We start from the raw sequence: 16,718 nt of genomic DNA on the forward strand, positions 1-16,718 counted from the left end.
GCATCAAGCGTCGGCCCGTATGAAACACTGGGCGGCGAGGCCGCCCTTCAATCAGTTGCTGCTGGCCAGGCATGGCGCGAGCGCGCTCGCCTTGGGATTACGAACCGCTCCCCTGGGATTAAGGGACCGGGTAACGGGTCACGCCGCTGTCAGAACCGTCCCGGAAACACAGCGGTATCCGGAGACCGTCCGCCGCCGGTACTTGCCCCGCTCCACCTCGCTGCCGCGCACCGCGCTGGTCTTAGAGGAGAGCGGAAAAACGCTGGAATTCCCGAACCTTGGGATCTCCGGCGCTGCACCGGGGGCTGAATGCGACACAACCGGAAACATCGGCCGTCAGCATTCCGTACATACGTGGAATGGGGCAACCGTGCAAGGGAGCGTCGCACGGCGGTCACAGTCAGCGAGTTTCGCGCGTCTGTCATTAAGGATCGTTTAACCCTGTGGTTCTATTGCGTTAAAAAGGCTGCTCGGAGGCACGGAATCGGTGGCGAGCCGCGCAAATCAAAGGGTGTTGCTGGGATGTGCGCTGCTGTGCGCCGCGGCATTGCCGTGTGCTGATTCCACGCGTCTGAAGGCCGCGGAGAGCCCACCGCAACCCTCTGTTGCAGCAGCGAATTTTCCAGTCGCCTCGGCCGCCCGGCTGGCCGGTGACGGCAAGCAGACCCGCTTCATCCTCGACATCGACCAGGCCGTGACCTTCCGCGCCGTCACGTTGGCCGACCCGTATCGGGTGGTGGTCGACGTCCCCCAGGTCAGTTTTCAACTCCCCGCCGGCACGGGTTCCGGAGGACGGGGACTGGTGAAGGCCTTCCGCTACGGGCTGGTGATGCCCGGCGGCTCCCGAATCGTGTTCGACCTGACCGGCCCGGCCAAGATCGCCAATTCCTACGTGCTGGAGGCCGCCAACGGCCAGCCGGCCCGGCTCGTGCTCGAGCTGGAAGAGGTCGACCGCGCGGCCTTCGTGCCGTCGCTCACTCCGGAAAACCGCCCTGAACTGCGGCCCGCGATCGCCGATCCGCCGCCTGCAACAACGGTTCCGGCATCCGCGGCCCCTGACGCAGGGCAGCAGAAGGCCGATGGCCGCGCGGTGGTCGTGATCGACCCCGGCCATGGCGGCATCGACAACGGCACGCAGTCGGGCGGCGAGAGCGAGAAGAACCTGGTGCTGGCCTTCGGCCTGGCGCTGCGCGACCGGCTGGAAAAGACCGGCAAGTACCGCGTGGTGATGACACGGGACGACGACACTTTCATCCCGCTCAACGACCGGGTCAAAGTCGCGCGCGGTCTCAAGGCGGCGTTGTTCGTCTCGATCCACGCCGACGCGCTGCCGCGCGCCGAGGGAGACGCGCAGGGCGCCACCATCTACACGCTGTCCGACAAGGCCTCCGACGCCGAGGCGCAGCGACTGGCGGATGCGGAAAATCGCGCGGACGCGATCGCAGGCTTTAACCTTGCGGAGGAGCCGACGGATGTCGCCGACATCCTGATCGACCTCACCCAGCGGGAAACCCGCACCTTTTCAAGCCGTTTTGCACGGCTGTTGATGGGCGAAATGAAGTCGACGGTGCGCATGCACAAGCATCCCCTGAAGTCGGCCGGCTTCCGCGTCCTGAAGGCGCCCGATGTGCCCTCGGTGCTGGTCGAGATCGGCTACGTCTCCAACAAGGGGGACCTCGAGCACCTGGTCTCGGAGGGCTGGCGGTCGCGTGCCGTGGGTTCGATGGCGCAGGCCATTGACGGCTTCCTGGCCAAGCGGATGGCCACAGCAGGGCCTTCGACAGGGCCTTCGAATTGAAAGGGTTTTTCCGTTCCGCCGCAAAAGCCCTAGTTTGGCCACAGCGGGCGCTTTATAAAAACGCCGCAGGGGGTTCCGGAATCGGCGAGAATCCCGTTCGGCAAGCGTCTTAAGTCCGGCACTGATATGATTGCGTAGGCCGGTGAGTTCGCGACGTGACATGGACGCCGGTTTTGCGTCCAGGCTGATCTTGATGTGATCTTGGGCTGATCCAGGGATTGAACGGATAAACAGATAATGCGCTTGCTTGTGCGGTTCATGGGCTTCCTGTTCGCCGCGGGAACAGTGGTGTTCCTTGTTGGTGTCGGGGCCGTGGCAGGCCTGATCTGGCATTTCTCCAAGGACTTGCCGGACTACTCTCAGCTTCAGGATTACGAGCCGCCGGTGATGACCCGCGTGCACGCGGTCGACGGCTCGCTGCTCGGCGAATACGCCAAGGAGCGGCGGCTTTACCTGCCGATCCAGGCGGTGCCGAAGCTCGTGATCAACGCGTTCCTCGCAGCCGAAGACAAGAATTTCTACGAGCATGGCGGCATCGACTACACCGGCATGGCGCGCGCCGGCCTGGTCTATCTCCAGAACTACGGCTCCAACCGCCGTCCGCAGGGTGCTTCGACGATCACCCAGCAGGTAGCCAAGAATTTTCTCCTGACCAATGAGGTCTCCTTCGCCCGCAAGATCAAGGAAGCCTTGCTGGCGATGCGCATCGAGAAGACCTACTCGAAGGACAAGATCCTCGAGCTGTATCTGAATGAAATCTATCTGGGCCTTGGCGCCTACGGCATCGCGGCCGCGTCGCTGGTTTATTTCGACAAGTCCGTGAACGAGCTGACCGTCGCCGAAGCGTCTTATCTCGCGGCGCTGCCGAAGATGCCCGCGACGCTGCATCCGGTCCGCAACCGTGACCGCGCCATCGAGCGCCGCAACTACGTGATCGACCGCCTGCTGGAGAACGGCTGGATCAAGCAGGCCGACGCCGATAAGGCGCGCAAGGAGCCGCTGGTCGTCACCAGCCGTTCCAACGGCGCTCACACCTTCGCCGGCGAGTATTTCGCCGAGGAAGTGCGCCGCGACATCTTCGAGCGCTACGGCGAGAAGAAGCTTTACGAGGGCGGTCTCTCTGTCCGCACCACGCTCGATCCGAAGATCCAGGTCATGGCGCGCAAGACCATGGTCGCCGGCCTCGTCAATTATGACGAGCAGCAGGGCTATCGCGGCGCCATGAGCAAGCTCGATATTTCGGGCGATTGGGGCGTGAAGCTCGCCGAGATCAAGTCGCTGTCCGACATCTCGCCATGGCGCATGGCGGTGGTGCTGGAGACCAGCGACCAGTCGGCGCGCATCGGCTTCCAGCCGAGCCGCGAGCTCGGCGGCGCCGTGAGCAAGCAGCGCGAGACCGGCCTCATCACGCTCGACGGCATCAAATGGGCAAAGGCGGCCTCGGGGGCCACGAAGGGCAGGGCGGCGAGTGCGGTGTCGCAGGTGCTCCAGCCCGGCGACGTGATCTATGCCGATCCGCTTTACAAGGACGGTCAGCCCGTCGAGGGCCAGTACCGGCTGCGTCAGATTCCCGAAGTGTCCGGCGCGATGGTGGTGATGGACCCCTGGACCGGCCGCGTGCTCGCGATGGTCGGCGGCTTCTCGTTCGACCAGAGCCAGTTCAACCGCGCCACGCAGGCCTATCGGCAGCCCGGTTCGTCGTTCAAGCCGATCGTCTATTCGGCCGCGCTCGACAACGGCTATACGCCCTCGACGGTCGTGCTCGACGCGCCGATCGAAATCGACCAGGGCCAGGGCGCCGGCGTGTGGCGGCCCGAAAACTTCTCTTCCGGCAAGTTCCAGGGGCCGGTGACGCTGCGCAACGCGCTGCGGCAGTCGCTCAACACCGTGACGGTGCGCCTCGCGCAGGACATCGGCATGCCGCTGATCGGCGAATATGCCCGCCGCTTCGGCGTCTATGACGAGCTGCCGAACTACCTGTCGTACGCGCTCGGCGCCGGCGAGACCACGGCGATGCGCATGGTCACGGCCTATTCGATGCTCGCCAATGGCGGCCGCCGCGTGAAGCCGACCCTGATCGACCGCATCCAGGACCGTTACGGCCACACCATCTTCAAGCACGACCAGCGCGAATGCCGTGGCTGCGACGCGCCCGGCGGCTGGAAGAACCAGCCCGAGCCGCAGCTGATCGACCGCCGCGAGCAGGTGCTGGATTCGATGACGGCCTATCAGATCACCGAGCTGATGGAGGGCGTGGTCCAGGCCGGTACCGCGACCGTGGTCAAGGCGGTCGGCAAGCCGATCGCCGGCAAGACCGGCACCACCAACGAGGCCAAGGACGCCTGGTTCGTCGGCTTCTCGCCCGACATCGCCGTCGCCATCTACATGGGCTACGACAAGCCGCGTCCGCTCGGCAAAGGTAACGCCGCGACCGGCGGCCATCTCGCGGCCCCCATCGCGCGCGACTTCCTTCAGCTCGCGCTCGCCGACAAGCCCGCGGTTCCGTTCAAGGTGCCGGCGGGCATCAAGTTGGTTCGCGTCGTCGCCAAGACCGGCATGCGCGCCGGACCGGGCGAGACCGGCGGAACCATCCTCGAGGCCTTCAAGCCGGGCACGGCGCCGCCGGATAATTACTCAGTCATCGGCGTTGCCGATGCCGACGGCCGCATGCCGGCATCGCAGCAGCAGCAGCCCGATTCCGGCTTCTTCATGCGGCCGGGCACCGGCGGCTTGTACTAAGGCCTGGGACAAGAGGGGCCTTCTTCGCCGCGGCGGTTGCGCTTTGCAGCCGCCGCCGCTACATCCCGTTGCAATCAGACGCGGAAACATTTCCGTGAGACCAGAGAACGACATGCGCGCCGAAATCGAACGGTTGGTAGAAGAGATCAAGCAGTCTGTCGGGCTGCTGAGGAGGCATCTTTGACGTCGAGAAATCGACGGCGCGCCTCGCTGAGCTGAACAAGCTCGCAGAAGATCCCAACCTCTGGAACGATCCCCAGAAAGCCCAGAAGCTGATGCAGGAGCGCACCTCGCTCGAGGATTCGCTCTCCGGCATCGGCAAGGTCGAGCAGGAGCTCGAAGACGACATCGGCATGATCGAGCTCGGCGAGGCCGAGGGCGATACGGGGGTCGTTGCTGAAGCCGAGGCTGCACTCAAGAACCTGAAGAAGGAAGTGGCGCGGCGCGAGCTCGAGGCGCTGCTGTCGGGCGAAGCCGACCGCTTCGATTCCTATCTGGAAGTCCATGCCGGCGCCGGCGGCACCGAGAGCCAGGACTGGGCGCAGATGCTGCTGCGCATGTACACGCGCTGGGCCGAGACCCACGGGTTCAAGGTCGAGTTCCTCGAAGAGTCCGAGGGCGAAGAGGCCGGCATCAAGTCGGCGACGATCCAGGTCTCCGGCCACAATGCCTATGGCTGGCTGAAGACGGAGGCCGGCGTGCATCGCCTCGTGCGCATCTCGCCGTTCGATTCCAACGCGCGGCGGCACACGTCTTTCTCCAGTGTGCAGGTGTTCCCCGTCATCGACGACAGCATCAAGATCGACATCAAGGAATCCGACGTTCGTACCGACACCATGCGCTCCGGCGGTGCCGGCGGTCAGCACGTCAACAAGACCGAATCCGCGGTGCGTCTGACCCATATCCCGACCGGTGTCGCGGTGGTCTGTCAGGCCGGCCGCTCCCAGCACAAGAACAAGGCGCAGGCCTGGGACATGCTGCGCGCGCGTCTCTATGAAATCGAGCTCAAGAAGCGCGAGGAGAAGGCCGCTGCCGACCAGGCCGCCAAGACCGATATCGGCTGGGGCCACCAGATCCGCTCGTACGTGCTGCAGCCCTACCAGATGGTGAAGGATCTGCGCACGGGCGTGCAGACCTCCGACACGTCGGGCGTGCTCAATGGCGAGCTCGACGACTTCATGGCCGCGACGCTGGCGCAGCGCGCCTTCGGCACCACGACCGGCGACATCGAGGACGTGGACTGATCATGCCCCGTGTCGCCTTCATCGGATTGGGGCGCATGGGTCACGGCATGGCCGGCCGCTATCTCGATGCCGGCTTCACGGTGACGCTGTGGAATCGCAGCAAGGCCAAGGCCGAGGATTTGATCGCGCGTGGCGCGCATTGGGCGACATCACCTGAAGATGCCGCGATCGACGCCGACGCCGTCGTGACCATGGTTGCCGATGACGAAGCCTCGCGCGCGGTCTGGCTGGGGCCGAAGGGCGCGGCCAAGACGGCCAAGGCCGGTACCATCGCGATCGAATGCTCCACAGTCTCCTATGATCATGCCCGCGAGATGGGCCGCGAGCTCAACGCGCGCGGGCTGATCTACATCGACTGCCCCGTGACGGGATTGCCGGATGCGGCAGCGAGCGGAAAGCTGACGCTGCTGGTCGGCGCCAACGCGGCTGACCTCGATCGCGCGCGGCCCTATCTCGAGCCAATCGGCTCGACCATCCGCCATTTCGGACCAGTTGGCGCCGGCACGGTCTACAAGCTGATCAACAATCTGATGGGAGCGATCCAGATCGCAGGCCTGGCCGAGGGCCTTGCGATCGCCGAGCAGGCCGGCCTCGACATGAACCTCGTGCTGGAATCGATCCAGGCAGGCGTCGCCGCAAGCCCGCAGGTTCAGCGTCATTCCAAGCGCATGGTTGCCCGCGATTTTTCCGGTGCAACGTTCACGGCGGCGCTGCGGCACAAGGATGCCGCCTATGCCGTGAAGCTCGCAGAGAGCCTGCTGGCAGCCAAGCCGCTGGTCTCCCGCGCCGCAGTGGAGGCCTACGCGCAAGCGAAGGCCGCGATGCCCGACGACGACGAAGGCAAGATGATCGAGCTGGTGTCGCGGCCGAAGAAGCCGTCCTAGCGCGGACCTCCCAAATCCCCGGAAATCGGGTGGCGACTCCCGACGCGCTGTTCTAGGCCGGAGGTCTGACCGGAATTTGGACGCCATGCTCCCGAACGACAACCGGATCGATGCGCGCGACGGGGCGCTGCTCGCCGTGCTCTCGGTGCTCTGGGGCGGGTCGTTCTTCTTCAACGGCGCGGCGCTGCGGGAATTGCCGCCGCTGACGCTGGTGTTTGCTCGCGTTGCGCTGGGTGCGGTCATTCTCCTGCCGCTGCTTCGCATGCAGGGGATCGGCTTTCCCAAGGACATGAAGAGCTGGACAGCGTTTGCCACGATCGGGCTGTTCAACAACGTCGTCCCGTTCTCGCTGATCGTGATCGGGCAGACTTTCATTCCGAGCGGGCTGGCGTCGGTTTTGAATGCGACCACGCCGCTGTTCACGGTGATGGTGATGGCCGCGGCGGGTGAGGAGGCCTTGCAGATGCGGCGCGTCGCCGGCGTGGCGCTGGGCCTCGCCGGCGTGATCGTTCTGCGGGGGTGGGGCATCGAGACGAGGCCGGGGCAGGGGCTCGGCATCCTGCTCTGCCTGGGCGGCGCCCTCAGCTACGGCTTTGCAGCGCTGGCGGCGCGGCGGCTGTTGAAGGATTCGCCACCGCTTGGGACGGCGACGTTTCAGCTGATGGCGTCGACGGTGATGATGGCGGTGGTCGCCGGCGCAATGGAGCAGCCGTGGCGCCTTCCGATGCCGGGCATAGCGACATGGTTCGCCGTGCTTGGCCTTGCCGGCCTGTCGACGGCGCTCGCCTATATCGTCTTCTTTCAGATCCTGCGGCGCTCGGGCGCAACCAATGTCATGCTGGTGACGCTGTTCATTCCCGTCACCGCCATTCTGCTGGGATGGCTGGTGCTGGGCGAGCCGATCTCGACTCGTGAGATCGCGGGCGCGATCGTCATCGGCAGCGCGCTGCTCGTGATCGACGGGCGCGTTCTGAACCTGCTGCGGCGCGGCGCGTAGGTTCCGGAGTCGCGTTTCACCTCGCGGAAAATCGCGGCGCTTGCCAGCCGCAGGCGAGCTTGCGACACTCTCCGCAAAACAAGACGATAAAACACAGGGGAGAGAACGATGCCGGGTCGTCGCGAAAACCTTGCTGCCCTCGCCATGCTTGCTGCCGGCGTGCTCGTCACGACACCGGCCTCGGCGCAGAAGAAGTACGACCCCGGAGCCACCGATACCGACATCAAGATCGGCAACATCATGCCCTATAGCGGGCCGGCGTCGTCCTATGGCGTGATCGGAAAGACCGAGGCCGCCTTCTTCAACATGATCAACGACCAGGGCGGCATCAACGGGCGCAAGATCAATTTCATCAGCTATGACGACGCCTATTCCCCGCCGAAGGCGATCGAGCAGGCGCGCAAGCTGGTCGAGAGTGACGAAGTCCTCTTGATATTCCAGCCGCTCGGCACGCCCTCGAATTCGGCGATCATGAAATACATGAACGCCAAGAAGGTGCCGCAGCTCTTCGTCGCCTCCGGCGGCACCAAGTTCGGCGACCCCAAGAACTTTCCCTGGACCATGGGATTCCAGCCGAACTATCAGAGCGAGGGCCGGATCTACGCAAAATACATCCGCGACAATTTTCCAAACGGCAAGATCGCGGTGTTCTGGCAGAACGACGATGCTGGCAAGGACCAGTTCAAGGGCTTGAAGGACGGGCTCGGCGACAAGGCCGGCATGATCATCGCCGACAAATCCTACGAGGTCAGCGACCCCTCGATCGACTCGCAGATCGTCGCCCTGCACGATTCCGGCGCCGACATCTTCTTCTCATGGGCTGCGCCGAAAGGTTCGGCGCAGGCGATCCGGAAAGTCGGCGAGCTCGGCTGGAAACCAAAATTCTTCCTGGCCAACACCGCGACCTCGGTCGCCTCGGTGCTCAAACCGGCCGGGCTCGACTATTCCAAGGACATCATCTCGACCGTTTATCTCAAGGACCCGACCGATCCGACCTGGGACAAGGATCCGGCGGTGGTGAAATGGCGCGAATTCATGGACAAATATTACCCTGACGGCGACAAGGCCAATTCCAACAATGTTTACGGCTATGTGCAGGCCGAGGCGATGGCGCAGGTGTTGAAGCAGTGCGGCGACAACCTCACCCGCGAGAACGTCATGAAGCAGGCCGCGAACCTGAAGGACTTTCACACCGACCTGATGCTGCCCGGTGTCATGGTCAACACCTCGCCCGACGACTACTTCCCGATCGAGCAGATGCAGCTGATGCGCTTCAACGGGCAGGCCTGGGAGCTGTTCGGCGACGTCATCACCGGCGAGGTCGGCCACGAGCGCGGCCAGTAGTCAGGACTGGGCCCTGGCTTTCACCTTCAGTGCCATACCGCCGGCCACGCCGACGCCCAGCACATACATCCAGCCCTCGTGGAAATCGAACAGATGCGAGTTCAGCAGTGAGCTCGCGATGTTCTGCACAACGACCACGAGGCCGATCCAGGCCGCAATTCCGTCGCCAGTGAACAGGCGAAAATGTGCGATCCACATCGCGTAGAGCAGAACCACGCCGAGGAGGCCCCACTGGACGGCGACGTTGAGGGTCTGGTTATGCGGATTGCTGACGATTTCGGTATCGAGGGCGTTGTCGCCGACAGCCGCACGTTCGAACTGCCGCTTGATCGATCCCGTGCCGTGTCCCACCAGAGGTGCCTCGGCAAAGGCATGAAGCGACTTGCGCCAATAGGTCAGCCGCTGGGCCGTTGAGGCGCGGTTGATGTCTTCGTGGCCGTGGCGGTATTCGACGGCGATGTCCGTGATGCGCTGGCGCAGATAGGGCGACGCCGTCCAGGCCAGCGCGCTCGCGGCGACCGTGCCCGCGAGCAGCACCAGCGCCGCGCGCCGGCCCAGATGCCTCCACGCGAACAGGGCGAGCAGCACCGCGATGCAGAGCAGCGCCGTGCGGGCGGCGGCGACGAACGCCATGTTGGTGACGAACAGCAGGATCAGCGCCAGACAGGCGGCGGTCGCGGCCGGCTTGCCGCGGCGCCAGTAATTCAGCGCGGGCAGCGCCAGCTCAGACGCACAAAGCGTGAATTCCTGGCTCTGGTCGATGTAGTTCTTGACGGGAACGCCTGATGACGCCGTCGCGGTGAGCTTCCAGGCGGGATCGAGCAGCACGATCCAGGAGTAGACCGCGAGCAGCGCGCAGGAGGCGAGAAAGGCGAGGCCCACCCGGAAGCCGCGTTCCGATCGGCTGAAATGGTAGAGCAGGGGAGGAACGAGCGCGAGCTTTGCGACCGGCTTGATCGCATGCAGCCGGTCGGCCCACGCACCGTCCGACCAAAGCGTGCCGAGAAGCGCGAGCAGCACCAGGGCGAAGGGCAAGGCCAGCGCTGGCTGCACGAGCTTGCGCGCATAGTCGCGCCAGTCGATGGTCGGCGTCACCGCAAGCAGCCAGAGCCCGACGAAGATCGAAGGCGCCGTGGTGGACCATGGCAGCGACGCCGCGATCAGGACGGCCAGCATATCGGCGGCCCGGATCAGCGTGGCCGGGTTGCGCCAGGTCTGCCACCGACTGTGCCCGCCGTGCCGATCGGCAGGACCGGGCCACATCGCGGTTTCGGCGGTCATCTCTATGACGCGAGCTGCTCGGCGACGAGGCTCTCGGCGGCCGCCTGATGCCCGAGGAAGTCGCGGGCCTGGGTCTCGTAGCCGTAACGCTCGGCAAGCTCGTGCCACCGCGCCCGGATCCTGCCGCGGCACTCATCCTGCCGCGTCAGCACGCGGGTGACGGAGGCCGCGATGGAGTCGGTCGAGAACGGGTCGAAATAATCGGCGAGCTCGCCTGCGACCTCGCGGAAGACGGCGATGTCAGAGCACAGCACCGGCGTGTTCGCGGCCAGCGCCTCGATGATCGGCACGCCAAAGCCTTCGGCGAAGCTCGGCATGATCAGCCCGTGCGCCTCCGCGATCAAAACCGCTTTTTCCTGCTCGTCGACATAGCCGGCGAAGCGGACGTTTTGCGGCAGATTGCGCATCCGGCTGATCTGGCCGGCATGGCCGATCACGACGAGATCGGCCTGGGGCACGCCACGGAAGGCACGGATGACGGTAGCGACGTTCTTGCGCGGCTCGTTCGACACAATGACGACGAAGCTCGGCCGCCCCGGACGCCCCGACGGGGCTGGGAGGTGCAGGACATCCGGGGCGTCGAACCGGGTGCGGGGATACACGACCCGCGCCGGTAGGTGCGCAAATTGCGGCAACAGTTCCCTGAACCGCATCATGCTGTAGTTTGAAACGAAGGCGAGCTCGTCGGCCTGCCGCAGGCTGGTGAGGAGCCGCGACAGGAACAGCCGCGTCGCGACGTCGCTGAGCTTGAGGTCGGTGAGCGGCAGCAAATCGTGGACGACGCAGATCACCTTGGCGTTCGGCCTACGCTTGATCGCCACCCGGGTCGGAGTGTCCACGACGATGACGTCGTAGTCGCGGGCGTCGACGCGCGGCGGCGGCAGCAGGAAGAAGGCCGAGGAATCTTGATAGCTGTAGAAGCCGGGCTCGAGCTGGAACTCGTCGAATAGCTCGAGATGGCGCAGGTCCGGCGGGACGTATTCGAGCGCCGCGGTCTTGTTCTCGATCAGCCGCGCATTGAGCCCACGCAGCCCGATTGCGCGCAGGAAGCAGAGGACATAGTCCCACGACACCGACATGGAGGCCCTGTGGCGCAGCCAATCGAGTGTGCGCCGCAGGCCATTGCGCGCCAGCGGCTCACCCATGTTGATCTCGTCGAGGTAGCGGTACAGGACGAGCAATTCGATGTTGCGTGACTGGGCCGAAAACAGCTTCGTGCGCCGCTCGCGCCGGCGGAGCTTGCGATAGCGCCGGCTGGTCTCCACCAGCAGCGTCAGCTCATGGCCTTCGGCCGCGAGCGAGCGCATCAATTCGCGCGTGAAGTGGAAGATGCCGCGCTTGTGGTTGGGCTCGCCCAGCGCTTCGGAGACGACAAGGATGTTCTGTTTCATGCGCGTTTCTCGCAAAGCTCGAAGGTGTGCGTGGCCGGCGGCTCGACCGTCACGGTCGAGGCGATGCGGCCGTGATCGAGATTGATGATGCTGGTGCAGGTGCGGCGCAGCAGCGGCTGGTCGTGCGAGGCGATGATCACGATCGCCGCCTGCGACACGAGGTTCAACAGCCGCTCCTGTGCCTTCTCCGCAAAATGCTCGTCGACGACGCTGAGCCATTCGTCCAGCAGCAGGATGTCGGCCGGAAATGCGGTGGCGGTCGCGAACAGCACCCGCATCAGCATGCCCGAGGAGAACATTCGCAGCGGCAACCGCTGCATGCGCGCCTCGAGCTCGGTGAATGCCCAGATATCGTCGATGACGCTGCGGGTCGGCTTGCGGCCGCTGATACGCAGCAGCAGCGCGATATTGTCCTCCGCCACGAAATCCAGGTTGACGCCGGCGTTGAGGCCGAGCAGGGGCACGACGTTGCCCTGGACCGCGATGCTGCCGCTGCTCGGCGGATAGACGCCGGCGATCAGGCGCAGCAGCGTCGACTTGCCGGAGCCGTTGGGCCCGGCAAGCCCGATGCGGGCGCCGGCTTCGGCCTCGATCGTGACGTTGTCGACGGCGCGGATGATCCGCATCTCGCCCGGCTCGCGGATGATGTGCCCGAGCAGCCGCCGCTTCAGCGAGAAGTCGTAGGCGCCGTAGAGTGGATAGTCGAGACAGATGTTGCGAAGGCTGATCGAGACCATGCGTCAGATCCAGAATGCGGCTTTGCGCAGGTGGACCAGCGTCAGGACGCCCGCAACGATCAGCAGCGCCAGCGCGACGAGGACGTAGACGATGCTGGTGGGATCGATATGTCCGCCCGCGAGCGGCTCGCGCCACACCGCGAACAGATGCGTCAGCGGATTGAGCCGCATCACGGTCGAGCGGTGGTTGATCATGTCCGACGACCAGATGATCGGCGAGGCGAGAAAGGCCAGCATCAAGGTGGATTCGATGATCGGCTTGAGGTCGCGGTAGCGCGTCGCCATGGCGCCGAGGACGAGGCTGAGAGCGAAGGTGCACGCCACGAACAGCAGGAGGCCGGGCAGCGCCGCCAGTGCGTGAGAGAGATCGTGCGGCGACAGGATCAGCCACAGCGCCAGCGGCACGCAGGCGTTATGCAGCGCGAACAGCGCCTGGCGGAACGTGCATTGCAGGAGGAAGATGACCGGCGGCAGCGCCCGGTCGCGGATCAGGCTCGCGGAGTTCTGGAGCGCCGTGGTCGCATCGAGCACCACGCTGTTGAGGAAGGTCCAGGCCGTCATCGACAGTGCCAGCATCGGCAGGCGTGCCAGCATGTTGGCGTTCGACATCTGCCCGATCACCGAGCCCAGCACCGCGACCACGATCGCCATCTGGAGCGACATCCAGAACGGGCCGAGCAGCGAGCGCACGTAGCGGTGGCGCATGTCGGACCAGGCCAGCGCCGCCGCGATCCGGACGGTGTCCAGCCAGCCGGTCGCCTGCGGCGGCTCTGCGATTGCCGATCGCTCCTCGCTCGGGGCGGCGACGGCGTCGCGGTAGACGGCTTCCATGCCCTGCCTGAAGGCCGTGGCCGAATAGCGGGTGAGGGCGCGCGTCCGCGCCGAAAGGCCCATGCAGCGGCGGCGCTCGGGGTCGCGGATCAGGGTGTCGATGGCCTCACCCAGCTTCTCGGCATCGCCGGGCGGCACGGTGATCGCCTCCATGCCGTGGCGGGCGACGCGCGGCACCGCGGTGTCGAGCGCCGTGTTCACGACCGGACGGCCGGCGGCCATGGCCTCGAGCTGGGCGAGGCCGAAGGTCTCTGCATTGGTGACCGACGGCATCACGAAAACGTCGGCGAGGCACATCAGCTTGATGCGTTCGCAATCGTTGACCGAGCCGAGCAGGCGGACACGGTCGCCGAGGCCGAGATCCAGGATCAACTGCTGGAGCCGCGACCGCTCGGCGCCCTCGCCGATGATCCAGACCTCGAAACTGTGCGCGGCAGCGGCGCGGATCAGTACGTCGAAACCCTTGTAGGGCACGAGCCGGCCGCAGGCGAGCACCAGCCGGCCACGATCGTTGACATGGTGCGGCTCGATCTTCGGCCAGTCGTAACCTGAGGTGTCGATGCCGAACGGCACGACGTGGCATTTGTCCTCGAACTCGCGCAGCGACGGCGTGTTGTCGACCAGCACGTGGTCCGAGACGATGATCGCCTTGGCGCGGCGCAGCGTCCGCCGCATCAGGGGTTCGATGAACCAGCGCAGGCCGGCATGGGTGACGATGTCGGCGTGCCAGTGTACCACCAGCGGCCGGTTGCGACCGAACCCGAAGGCGAAGACGAGATCGGCGAGCGGGAAGGGGGCGTGGAGCGCGAGCAGGTCGTGCTCGGCGATCTTGCGCCACAGCCGCCAGGGATAGGTGGGCGCGGCCGGAAGCGACAACAGATTGCCGAACGAGCGGACGCGCTCGACCTGCACGCCGTTGACGACGATGTCGCGCGGAGCTGCCGACCGGGAGCAGACCAGCACGGCTGAGGCGAAGGCGTCCTTCAGGCTCGCGCAGATGTCGCGGATCACCGTGAGCGTGCCGCCGAACAGGTCGGGATAGTAGATCTTGAAGATGTGCAGCACCGACGGACGGCGCGGGGTTTCGCTGGTGTGATGCATGATGGCGTCAGCCTGCGAGAAGGGCTGCGACGAACGGTGCGGCCAGCACCGATAAGAAGATCACGCCGCGCAGCAGCGCCGGCAGCATCGGCTCGATAGCGCCATGTCGCCGGCCGGGAACCGGCACGGCATGCAGCGAACTGGAAATGCGGACCAAGCGGTCAGCCATGGGTGTGAGTCCCTTTACGTCGCGCCCCTCAGTGGCGTCTCGTATATGTGGGAAAATTTACCACGTCAATCGCGAAGTAGAAAAAAGTGGGATTGTGTCCCACGCGGGGCTTCGATACAATTCAGACATGAATGCCAAGCCCGGGTCCAAAGCAGCGGCTCCACAGCCGAATGCCGCCGCGAAGCTGCACGCGCCGCTGGCGCGGCTGCTGCGCCCGCTCGTGCGGCTCTGCATTCGCAGCGGCATGACGTTTCCGGCGCTGGCGCAATTGCTCCGCGAGCTGTTCGTCAACGTCGCCGAGCACGATTTCGCCCTGGAGGAGAAAGAGCAGACCGACAGCCGTGTCAGCCTGCTCACCGGAATCCACCGCAAAGAGGTGGCGCGGCTGCGCGGCGCCGGCGCGCCCGTGCACGAGGCACCGGCCGCATTGTCGCTTACGAGCGCGGTGATCGCGCGCTGGATCGCCGCACCCGAATTCACCGATGCGAAGGGCGAGCCGCTGGCGCTGCCGCGCACGGCCGAGGGCGACGCGCCGTCGTTCGAGCAGCTGGTCGCTTCCGTCACCAAGGACGTACGGCCGCGCGCGGTGCTGGACGAATGGATCGACCGCAAGCTGGTCACCATCAACGCCGCTGACGAGATCGAGCTGGTCGAGGCAGCTTTCGTTCCGAGCGGCGAGGACGACAGCAAATGGCACTATCTCGGCCGCAATCTGCACGACCATATCGCCGCGGCCGCGCAGAACGTCTCGGGCGCAGCGCCGCGCTTCCTCGAACGCGCGGTGCACTACAACAACATCTCGCCGAAGCTGGCGCGGCGCCTCGAGGCACGCTCGCGCGAGCTTGCGATGGACGCGCTGAAGACCGCCAACCGCGAAGCCAACCGCGCGCTCGCCAAGGACAAGGGCGGTGACGCCCGCTGGAATTTCGGCATCTACATCTACAGCGAAGATGCGGATGAGCAGGCAGAGGCCAAGGAAAGTGGCAAGGAAGGTGGCAAGCAAGGTGGCTCGTCATGAGGCGGCCGCCGCTGATCTCCCGCCGCCTGCTGCTGACAGGGTTTTGGCTCGCCGGCACGGCGTTGGCCCATGCGCAGACCAGGCGCGGCACCGATCAGGGCATCGGCGGCACCGGACTCACGCGCGGTGACGACCACGGCATCGGCGGCACCGGCATCGTCGGCGTGATCCAGCGGTTCGGCAGCATCTACGTCAACGGCGAGCGCATCGCTTACGCGAGCGACGTGCCGGTCCGGATCGACGGCGAGGCGGCAAGCCCCAAGGCTCTGCGCATCGGCCAGCTCGCGCGCGTGGTCGCGACCCGTCAGGCCGACGGCACGCTCGTCACGCGCAACATCACGATTGCGAGCGAGGTCTCCGGTCCGGTGGAAGCCGTGAAAGGCAACGAGCTGACGGTGCTCGGTCAGAAGATCGTCGCAAGCGACAAGGAGCGCAAGCTTCGCGCGGGCATGCAGGTGGCCGTCTACGGCCTGCGCCGAACCGACGGCGTGATCGTCGCAAGCCTGGTCGAGCCGCGGCGCGATGCGGCGGCGCGCGTTACCGGTCTCGTCGAGCGCGGGCCCGACGGTCTGCGTATTGGCGGGCTGAAGCTGAACAACGTCGATCCGCTGCTGGTCGGCCAGCGCGTCCAGATCGAGGGCGGCGCGAGCGAGGGCGCGATGCAGGCCGCGCGCACCCGGATCGACGATTTCTCGGATCTCGTCGGCGCAAGCCGTCTTTCGATCGAGGCTTATGTGCAGCGCGCGGGATCGAACCTGCAGCTTGGCTCCGGGCTCATCGCCCATGACGGCTCGCGCTTCGGCCCGGCGGCCGGCGAAGCCCGCATGGTGGTCAACGGCGCGTTCGATCGCTCGCGCGGGCTCCAGGTGGATTCGTCTCAGGCGATCGGCCAGGGGCCGGGAGCACCTCCGTCCGGCGGCGGCAATCCCAATCGGCCGTCCGGCGGTTCGATCCTGCATCCCAATCGCGGCGCGCCGACTCCGGGCGGTGGTCAGCCCGGGACTCCGACGCCGGGAGCGAGCCCCGGTTCAACACCCGGCGCGGCGCCATCAGGACCGACCGGCCCGTCAGGCCCCGGCGGTCTGGGTGCGCCCGGTGGGCCCATGGGTCCCGGTAGCGGAATGGGGGGCGGCGGCTTCGGTGGTCCCGGAGGCGGGATGGGCGGAGGCCGGCGCTAAGTGCCG

The 16,718-nt window shown here is 65.8% G+C and carries 13 protein-coding genes; 8 read left to right on the forward strand and 5 right to left on the reverse strand.

The window, feature by feature from the left end; genetic code table 11:
- Positions 1–487: 487 nt before the first annotated feature.
- The 6 genes from NR187_RS25290 to NR187_RS25315 all read left to right on the forward strand — a co-directional run bounded on the left by NR187_RS25290 (position 488) and on the right by NR187_RS25315 (position 9,006).
- A complete protein-coding gene (locus tag NR187_RS25290; protein ID WP_211385595.1) occupies positions 488–1,798 on the forward strand; it encodes an N-acetylmuramoyl-L-alanine amidase in 1,311 nt (436 codons plus the stop codon).
- A 237-nt stretch (positions 1,799–2,035) separates the two neighbouring features.
- On the forward strand, positions 2,036–4,537 hold the full coding sequence (locus NR187_RS25295; RefSeq protein ID WP_211385596.1) for a penicillin-binding protein 1A: 2,502 nt from the start codon (positions 2,036–2,038) through the stop codon (positions 4,535–4,537).
- A 112-nt stretch (positions 4,538–4,649) separates the two neighbouring features.
- Positions 4,650–5,781, forward strand: a protein-coding gene (gene prfB / locus NR187_RS25300; RefSeq protein ID WP_211385597.1) for a peptide chain release factor 2 whose coding sequence is annotated in 2 segments (ribosomal slippage) — positions 4,650–4,718 and positions 4,720–5,781 — 1,131 coding nt in all. Because the reading frame shifts where the segments join, the coding sequence is not laid out codon by codon here.
- Positions 5,782–5,783: 2 nt separating this feature from the next.
- Positions 5,784–6,665 carry an NAD(P)-dependent oxidoreductase gene (locus NR187_RS25305; protein WP_256808030.1) on the forward strand — a complete coding sequence of 294 codons (882 nt, stop codon included), beginning with the start codon at positions 5,784–5,786 and terminating at the stop codon, positions 6,663–6,665.
- A gap of 85 nt (positions 6,666–6,750) precedes the next feature.
- Entirely contained in the window at positions 6,751–7,662 is a 912-nt protein-coding gene (locus NR187_RS25310; protein WP_256808031.1) for a DMT family transporter, read from the forward strand.
- Between the two features lie 108 nt (positions 7,663–7,770).
- Entirely contained in the window at positions 7,771–9,006 is a 1,236-nt protein-coding gene (locus NR187_RS25315) for an ABC transporter substrate-binding protein (RefSeq protein WP_256808032.1), read from the forward strand.
- Here NR187_RS25315 and NR187_RS25320 read toward each other — a convergent pair whose 3' ends face one another.
- From NR187_RS25320 to NR187_RS25340, 5 genes are read right to left on the reverse strand one after another with little or no spacing between them, the layout of a single operon-like run.
- Positions 9,007–10,287 carry an O-antigen ligase gene (locus tag NR187_RS25320; protein WP_256808033.1) on the reverse strand — a complete coding sequence of 427 codons (1,281 nt, stop codon included), beginning with the start codon at positions 10,285–10,287 and terminating at the stop codon, positions 9,007–9,009.
- Positions 10,288–10,289: 2 nt separating this feature from the next.
- Entirely contained in the window at positions 10,290–11,678 is a 1,389-nt protein-coding gene (locus NR187_RS25325) for a glycosyltransferase family 1 protein (protein ID WP_256808034.1), read from the reverse strand.
- On the reverse strand, positions 11,675–12,415 hold the full coding sequence (locus tag NR187_RS25330; protein WP_211385603.1) for an ABC transporter ATP-binding protein: 741 nt from the start codon (positions 12,413–12,415) through the stop codon (positions 11,675–11,677). The genes NR187_RS25325 and NR187_RS25330 overlap by 4 nt, the downstream gene beginning before the upstream one ends.
- A 3-nt stretch (positions 12,416–12,418) precedes the next feature.
- Positions 12,419–14,347 (reverse strand): glycosyltransferase, encoded by a 1,929-nt coding sequence (locus tag NR187_RS25335; protein ID WP_256808035.1) that lies wholly within the window; start codon positions 14,345–14,347, stop codon positions 12,419–12,421.
- Between the two features lie 7 nt (positions 14,348–14,354).
- On the reverse strand, positions 14,355–14,516 hold the full coding sequence (locus NR187_RS25340; RefSeq protein WP_211385605.1) for a hypothetical protein: 162 nt from the start codon (positions 14,514–14,516) through the stop codon (positions 14,355–14,357).
- 127 nt (positions 14,517–14,643) lie between these two features.
- Here NR187_RS25340 and NR187_RS25345 point away from each other — a divergent pair, with 127 nt between their 5' ends.
- Positions 14,644–15,534, forward strand: coding sequence for a DUF6502 family protein (locus NR187_RS25345; protein ID WP_211385606.1), 891 nt, complete (start codon positions 14,644–14,646; stop codon positions 15,532–15,534).
- Entirely contained in the window at positions 15,531–16,712 is a 1,182-nt protein-coding gene (locus NR187_RS25350; protein WP_256808036.1) for a DUF5666 domain-containing protein, read from the forward strand. Before NR187_RS25345 ends, NR187_RS25350 begins: the two co-directional genes overlap by 4 nt.
- Positions 16,713–16,718 lie beyond the last annotated feature (6 nt).

Source organism: Bradyrhizobium sp. Bra64 (assembly GCF_024519875.1).
Lineage (GTDB): Bacteria > Pseudomonadota > Alphaproteobacteria > Rhizobiales > Xanthobacteraceae > Bradyrhizobium > Bradyrhizobium japonicum_G.